Source organism: Staphylococcus sp. HMSC063A07, from assembly GCF_001836955.1.
GTDB classification, from domain to species: Bacteria; Bacillota; Bacilli; order Staphylococcales; family Staphylococcaceae; genus Staphylococcus; species Staphylococcus lugdunensis.
This window is the reverse complement of the sequence record NZ_KV830917.1, coordinates 1,219-8,860: the sequence shown is the minus strand read 5'-3', so window position 1 is coordinate 8,860 and position 7,642 is coordinate 1,219. Positions and strand designations below refer to the sequence as shown.

At 32.9% G+C, this 7,642-nt stretch carries 5 protein-coding genes and 1 pseudogene; 3 read left to right on the top strand and 3 right to left on the bottom strand.

The features are described from left to right. The 3 genes and pseudogenes from HMPREF2597_RS05600 to nrdI form a co-directional block, all read right to left on the bottom strand. Nucleotides 1–723 (bottom strand): annotated as a pseudogene (locus tag HMPREF2597_RS05600) (ribonucleotide-diphosphate reductase subunit beta); the annotation flags it as partial. Nucleotides 724–962: 239 nt separating this feature from the next. After that, complete coding sequence (gene nrdE / locus HMPREF2597_RS05595) at nucleotides 963–3,068, bottom strand: class 1b ribonucleoside-diphosphate reductase subunit alpha (RefSeq protein WP_002459742.1); 2,106 nt, start codon at nucleotides 3,066–3,068, stop codon at nucleotides 963–965. Further along, entirely contained in the window at nucleotides 3,031–3,429 is a 399-nt protein-coding gene (gene nrdI, locus HMPREF2597_RS05590; RefSeq protein WP_002459743.1) for a class Ib ribonucleoside-diphosphate reductase assembly flavoprotein NrdI, read from the bottom strand. The genes nrdE and nrdI overlap by 38 nt, the downstream gene beginning before the upstream one ends. Before the next feature lie 873 nt (nucleotides 3,430–4,302). On the opposite strand from nrdI, the gene HMPREF2597_RS05585 reads away from it, so the two are divergent. The 3 genes from HMPREF2597_RS05585 (at nucleotide 4,303) to HMPREF2597_RS05575 (ending at nucleotide 7,475) form a co-directional block, all read left to right on the top strand. Further along, nucleotides 4,303–5,172: a DMT family transporter gene (locus HMPREF2597_RS05585; RefSeq protein ID WP_002479354.1), complete on the top strand. Its 870-nt coding sequence runs from the start codon at nucleotides 4,303–4,305 to the stop codon at nucleotides 5,170–5,172. Nucleotides 5,173–5,184: 12 nt separating this feature from the next. Next, complete coding sequence (gene queF / locus HMPREF2597_RS05580; protein WP_002479355.1) at nucleotides 5,185–5,685, top strand: preQ(1) synthase; 501 nt, start codon at nucleotides 5,185–5,187, stop codon at nucleotides 5,683–5,685. Between the two features lie 284 nt (nucleotides 5,686–5,969). Further along, nucleotides 5,970–7,475, top strand: a complete 1,506-nt coding sequence (locus tag HMPREF2597_RS05575; protein WP_012990941.1) for a peptide MFS transporter — start codon at nucleotides 5,970–5,972, stop codon at nucleotides 7,473–7,475. Nucleotides 7,476–7,642 lie beyond the last annotated feature (167 nt).

Sequence of the window (7,642 nt, the reverse complement as noted above, 5' to 3'; positions counted from 1 at the left end):
ATGTGTATAAGAGACTTCATTACTATATAAATCTTCTAACAGTACATACATTTCTTTATCCGCTTGTTGTTTTTCATTTTCAGATAATTCATTGCGTAAACTTTGTGCATCAATACCAGTAAAGACACCATGAATTGATTCATCTAGAAGAATTTTACGGATAATTTCGCCCGACGTTGTCATTTTACCTTGTCCAGCAAGATAAAGTGGGTAGTAAAAACCAGAATAAAATAAGAATGTCTCTAAAAATACGCTTGATACCCGAGCAATATATTGATCATAAATTGAAGCTTCTTTACCCCAAAGCTTATGATAGTTTTCGATAATTTTATCTGCTTTATATTTTAGGTGTGGTTCTTCAATTACCCATGTATCTAATAAATAGTTTGTTTCACTAGATGGCAAAAGCGTCGTAAAAATATGAGAGTAGCTTTTAGCATGAATTTGTTCCATCATGGCCATAAATGAATAAACTGCTTTTTTACGTAAATCAGTTGTATGTAGCATAATCAATGGCATACCATCATCTGCTTGATGTGTGTCTAGTCCAGTCAATCCAGCTAGTGCTCTCTTAAATGTATTTCTCTCATCATCCGTTAACGTCTTCCAACTTGCGATATCTTTTGACACTTTAAACTCTGTTTCCACCCACATTTGTGAGATGTTTTGACGCCAAAACATATTTGTCATATCTTCTTGTGTATTCCAATTGACTGCCTTCATATAATGATAATTCCTCCTATCGTTTGTTTATAAGTCATTCATATTAACAATTGGCGTATATGTGCACAAAAAGCAAAAGTATTTCTGCAAAGCGTTTGCGAATTGATGACATACCTAACCTATCTTGTTTACTGTATTACTTTATATGGGGTCCAGCTTGCTTTACTCGTTAAAATGCAGATTGCATTTCTCATTGCTAAGACCCCGGTTTTCTCTTTAAACAGAGTCACGTGTATTGTTTAAATTGCACAGCTTGTACATTCTTCTACACTTAATAGTTTGTTACGTGTGTAATATAACGATTTAAGTCCTTTATAATGGGCATACACATATAGACGTGATAATTCACGTGTAGAAATCTCTGAATTTACATATAAAATTGTTGAGATTCCTTGGTCAATATGCGTTTGAATTGTTGCAATTAAATCGATTAACTTCATTTGATCAGTATTAAATGCTGATTTATAGTACCACATTGTTTCAGGTGATAAGAAAGGCATAGGATAAAATGTTTCAGCATTTCCATATGTACGGCGTTCTATTTGATCAACGATAGGCATAACAGAGCTTGTTGCATTCTGTACATATGAAATACTTTGTGTCGGTGCGATAGCTAAGCGATAAGCATGATATAAACCATGTGCTTCAACTTGTTGCTGTAAAGCTTTCCAATCTTCAGCAGTAGGAATTTCTATTCCTTCGAATAACTGTTGAACTTTAGCGAAACGTGGTGTGATATCTTGTGCCGTGTAAAAACTAAAGTATTTTCCATTTGCATAATCTGATTGTTCAAAATCTTGATATACTTGGCCACGTTCCTTAGCAATTTGCATTGAGCGCTCAAGTGAATAATAGTTCATCATCATAAAGAAGACATTCGCAAAATCTTTTGCCTCTTCAGACTCATAACCAATTTTATTTTTTGCAAAATAACCATGTAGGTTCATTACACCGAGACCTACTGAATGTAACTCACTATTAGCTTTGCGCACACCTGGTGCATTTTGAATATTCGCTTCATCACTTACAACAGTTAACGCATCCATACCTGTAAATACAGAATCTCTAAACTTACCTGTCTCCATCACATTAACAATATTTAAAGAGCCTAAATTACATGAGATATCACGTTTAATTTCATCATCAATACCATAGTCGTTAATAATTGATGTCTCTTGTAATTGGAAAATTTCTGTACACAGATTGCTCATTTTAATTTGACCAATATTAGAATTAGCATGTACTTTGTTCGCATTATCTTTAAACATTAAATATGGATAACCTGATTGTAATTGTGTTTGTGCAATTGTATTCAACATTTCACGTGCATCTTTTTTCTTCTTGATTATATTAGGATTGGCAACCATATCATCGTAATACTGCTCTAAATCGATATCATCAAGTGTTACACCATACTCTTGTTTAACTGTGTGTGGCGCAAACATATAAAAATCTTTTCCTTCTTTAGCTAAATCAAAGAATTTTGATGGCACAATTAAGCCTGTTGAAATCGTTGATAGACGTAAATCCTCGTCAGCATTAACCTTTTTAGTATCTAAAAATTCTTCAACATCATAGTGGAATATATTTAAATATACAGCACCTGCACCTGGACGTTGTCCTAGTTGGTCTGCATAACTAAATCCACCTTCTAGTGATTTTGCGACTGGTAATACCCCTTTAGCCACACCTTTAATTCCTTTAATTGCTTCACCACGAGCACGTAATTTAGATAAATTAATGGCTACACCGCCACCGATTTTACTTAATTGTTTTGCTGTTGAATCAATAAAGTTAATAGAATTTAAACTATCATCTACTTCTAATAAAAAGCATGAGACTAATTCACCACGTCGAGCGCGACCTGCGTTTAAAAATGTCGGCGTCGCTGGTTGATAACGTTGTTCTACCATGGCTGAGATAAATTGTTTTGCTTGTGCTTTATTACCATTAGCTAAATACAGTGCTACGATTGTCACGTGCTGATTATAATCTTCCAAATATTGTGATTTATCATTCGTTTTTAACGCGTAATCTTTATAAAACTTACTTGCTGACATATAACTTGCAAAGTTAAATTCAATTGACTTGGCAAAATCAGTTATCTCACGTAAGTCTATCTCACTATATTTATCGAACACATTAAAATAAAAATCATGGTCTACTAAATAATGTAAGCGCTCAATTTCGTCATCAAAGTAAATTGTTTTATCGTGAATCTCTTCAAGATAAACCTTTAATGCTTCTTGATCTTTCTCTAAATTAAAGAAACCACTCTCTTTACGTTTGGTTACTTCATTATTTAGTTCAATATGATTGTATTTTTTCTCGTTCATAATTTTCATTAAATTGACCCACCTTGTCCTTAAATTCTTTCACGTCACTGTTTGATCCTTGAACCTCAAATTTCATTAGTAATGGCACGTTATATTGTTCAGAAATCGTCTGTCCAGCCTTCGCAAAGTTTTGTCCCCAGTTGCGATTGCCGCTTGCAGCAACTGCTTGCAAGTGCTGATGATTGACTTGTAGAAATTGCTGTACTTCTTGTGGCACTTCACCAAAGCCAATTGTCCCTGTTACTAAAATATAAGGCTCATTTACTTCTTCTTGACAATTATCTTCTGTTATTTCCATAACATCTGATAATTCGGTTCTTTTAATAAATCGTTGAACATTTCCTGAAAATGAAAAATAAATAACTTTCATTTAATCGCCTTCTTTCATCAATCTTGTATTAAAAAATAAAGATTTCTTGCTAGAAACCGAATTGCACTAGTATTGCATGGATATGTGTCGTGTTGTTTATAACATGTTCATTTGTTACTGCGTACTATGTTGTTTAGTATAAATTCATGTTATGTTCTAAAATACGTCATAACAAATTAAACGCTATCGCTCATTTTTTCTGTGCTGATGAAACATCATTAGACTATCATTTATGTCAGTCATCCATTTTATAGTTGTTCAATGCCTCATATAAACACTACATCTTGTGTATAAAGCAAAAACGAACTATATGTATAATAGTAAAATTTCTCTAATGCATAACGAATATGGTGAGAAATTAGCCTTATTTAGTGTTATTTTGCTTAAATATTGACTTTTTTATTGCATTCTATTTTAGAAGTAAACACTATATATTGTGTTGGTTTTCAAAAACCAACACAACATTCTGTGTTTCATTATACATAATATCCTTAATTATTAAAAGTTTGAGATTGCTACTTAAAGTTCGGAATTTCGAATAAACGTGCGTCACTGTAAGTTTAAAATAGCTCAAAAAAATATTTTACATTTTTGTGAGCATTAATGCTTGCATTTATAAAATTTTTCTTAAATAGCTTTATCGTCCGGGTTGGCGTCATTTTTGAAGCTATTAATTCAAACATAAAAATATGGCATACAATCTTAATTTAAAATTCTATACAAATATTCCGGATATTTAATTTGTTTCCAAATAGAACGTATGTTCGTTTTTTAATTATAAACGATTGCATTATATATTTCAAGTTCCAATGCATAGATTGCTTTTTTATGCTATCATATATAAGTTAAAATTTATTATTGGGGCGATTAACAGTGAATCCAAAAGTGAAAGGTATTATTGCTATCCTCATTTCTGCTATTGGCTTTAGTTTTATGTCAGTTTTTTTTAGACTTGCCGGTGATTTACCTGTCTTTCAAAAGTCGTTAGCACGAAATTTTGTTGCTATGTTTATACCCTTATTTTTTATTTATAAATATAAACAACCTATGTTCGGTAAACTTCGTAATCAACCATTATTGATTGGACGGTCTACCCTTGGGTTGATTGGCGTATTACTCAACATCTTTGCCATAGATCATATGGTGTTAAGTGATGCCGATACACTAATGAAACTTAATCCATTTTGGACTATCCTATTAAGTTTACTATTCTTACATGAAAAAGTGCGAAAATATCAAATATCTGCGATGATCATTGCCATTATGGGTATGTTGCTTATAGTTAAGCCCGAATTTTCTTCTGCAATGCTTCCATCATTAGCAGGATTATTTTCAGGAATATTTGCTGCATCAGCTTATACATGTGTGCGCGCACTAAGCAGACGTGAACAACCTTACACGATTGTTTTTTACTTTTCATTATTTTCCGTGATTGTGTTGATCCCGTTTTCCATCGCAACATTTGAGCCAATGACAACAACCCAAATACTATATCTTTTAGGTGCAGGGCTTGCAGCAGCTGTAGGTCAAATAGGTATCACATTAGCTTATAGTTTTGCTGCGGCGAAAGATATTTCAATATTCACGTATGCTTCTATCATTTTTACTGCACTATTTGGTTTTATTTTATTTGGCGAAACACCAGATATGTATGCTATAGTCGGCTATATTATTATCATTAGTGCAAGTTACTATATGTTTGACCAAGCACGACGTGAATCAAATACACAACAATCACATTAAAGGAGCGGTAATATGACTCAAGGACGTCAAGAAGAGGAAATGAAAGACATTACATTATTAGGTAACCAAAATAACAATTATCAATTTGATTACCGTCCAGATGTATTAGAAACATTTGTTAACAAACATCAAGGAAGAGACTATTTCGTTAAATTTAACTGTCCAGAATTTACGTCACTCTGCCCTATCACAGGTCAACCCGACTTTGCTACAATCTATATCTCATATATCCCGAATGTTAAAATGGTTGAGTCAAAGTCACTAAAACTATATTTGTTTAGCTTTAGAAATCACGGCGATTTTCATGAAGATTGTATGAATATTATTATGAACGATCTTATTGAGTTAATGGATCCTCACTATATTGAAGTATGGGGTAAATTTACACCTAGAGGTGGTATATCTATAGATCCATATACAAATTATGGTCGTCCAGATACTAAATATGCACGCATGGCCGAACATCGTCTGATGAATCATGATATGTATCCAGAAAAAATTGACAACCGCTAGTTTGATTATTTAAAGTTATCCATCACCACTAATTGTGACAACTTAGTGGTGATCTTTTTTTATTTACAAAATATTTTACAAAATGTTCTTGCATATTTATTAATAAAAGCGTATTTTATTAATATCATTGAAATTCAGTAAGTATTGCGTATGTTGATTGAATTCCATTTTACTGAATATTCTTAATATTTAAGCATTTCAAAATAATGTTGCTAATAAATTGTCAGAATAGTAAAATTTATTTACTGAGTTTCAAATTGAAAGTACAGAAAGGTTGGGATGTTATGGCATCACACAATTCCCATGAATTAGCAGTTGAAAAAATTCCACACAAAGGTTTCTTTGGACACCCTAAAGGCTTGGGCGTATTGTTCTTCGTAGAGTTTTGGGAACGTTTTAGTTACTACGGCATGCGTGCAATGCTTATTTTTTATATGTACTATGCTATCAATCAAGGCGGATTAGGTATTGATAAAGCAACTGCCATGTCTATTATGTCCGTATATGGTGCATTAATTTACATGTCATCTATTCCAGGTGCCTGGATTGCTGACCGTATCACTGGAACACGTGGTGCGACATTGATTGGCGCCGTCTTAATTATTATAGGTCACGTATGTTTGAGTTTACCTTTCCAAATGTTTGGATTATTTGCATCAATGTTCTTTATTATTGTTGGTTCTGGCTTAATGAAACCAAATATTTCAAATATTGTTGGTCGTCTATACCCAGAAAATGATGTTCGAATTGACGCTGGGTTTGTTATTTTCTACATGTCAGTTAACTTAGGCGCACTCATCTCACCTATTATTTTACAAAATTTCTTAGATGTGAATAACTTCCACGGTGGTTTCTTAATTGCAGCTATTGGTATGGCTTTGGGATTAGTTTGGTATATTTTATTTAACCGTAAAACATTAGGCCAAGTCGGCATGCAACCGACTAACCCGCTTACTGCTGAAGAAAAGAAAAAATACACATTTATTATCGTTGCTATAGTTGCTGTGATTACAGCTGTATTAATTGTCACTTACTTGACAAATACATTGTCATTTAACTTAGTAAGTAATACCGTACTCGTACTTGGTATTGTTTTACCAATTATCTATTTTGCAACTATGATATACAGTAAAGATGTCGATGATACTGAACGTTCACGTGTGAAAGCCTTTATTCCTTTATTTATTCTAGGTATGATTTTCTGGTCTATTCAAGAACAGGGTTCTAATGTCTTGAATATTTACGGACTAGAAAAATCAGATATGCATTTAAATATATTCGGTTGGACAACTCGTTTTGGAGAAGCTTGGTTCCAATCTATTAACCCTTTGTTTATCCTATTATTTGCACCACTTATTTCATTAATGTGGATGAAAATGGGTAAAAAGCAACCTTCATTGCCAGTTAAATTCGCTCTTGGTACATTTTTAGCTGGACTATCATATTTAATTATGGGCTTAATTGGCGTTTCTTATGGATCAACAACATTTAGTGTCAACTGGGTTATTTTATCTTATGTCATTTGTGTAGTTGGGGAACTTTGTTTATCACCTACTGGTAACAGTGCTGCTGTTAAACTCGCACCAAAATCATTCAATGCACAAATGATGAGCGTGTGGTTGCTTACTAATGCATCAGCGCAAGCAATTAACGGTACAGTCGTGAAGTATATTGATGACTTAGGTCAAACTACATACTTTATCCTTCTCGGTAGTATTGCTGTTGTCGTAACGCTTATTGTTCTTGCCTTCACACCAATCATTAAGAAAGCCATGAAAGGTATTCATTAATCACATTCTTATAACAAGTAAAAACATACTAAGATTAGCTATGAAGAAATCTATGACGATAGATTTTTTCATAGCTATTTTTTTATAGTTATAGAGCCTGGGATATAATTATGTTTTAAACTATGAATTAAATATTTACAGTAGTTGACTGGATTGAAAATACGCTT

Coding starts and splice junctions, on each gene's coding strand:
- nrdE (WP_002459742.1), bottom strand. CDS start 3,068: ATGAAAATTATGAACGAGAAAAAATACAATCATATTGAACTAAATAAT.
- nrdI (WP_002459743.1), bottom strand. CDS start 3,429: ATGAAAGTTATTTATTTTTCATTTTCAGGAAATGTTCAACGATTTATT.
- queF (WP_002479355.1), top strand. CDS start 5,185: ATGACTCAAGGACGTCAAGAAGAGGAAATGAAAGACATTACATTATTA.
- HMPREF2597_RS05575 (WP_012990941.1), top strand. CDS start 5,970: ATGGCATCACACAATTCCCATGAATTAGCAGTTGAAAAAATTCCACAC.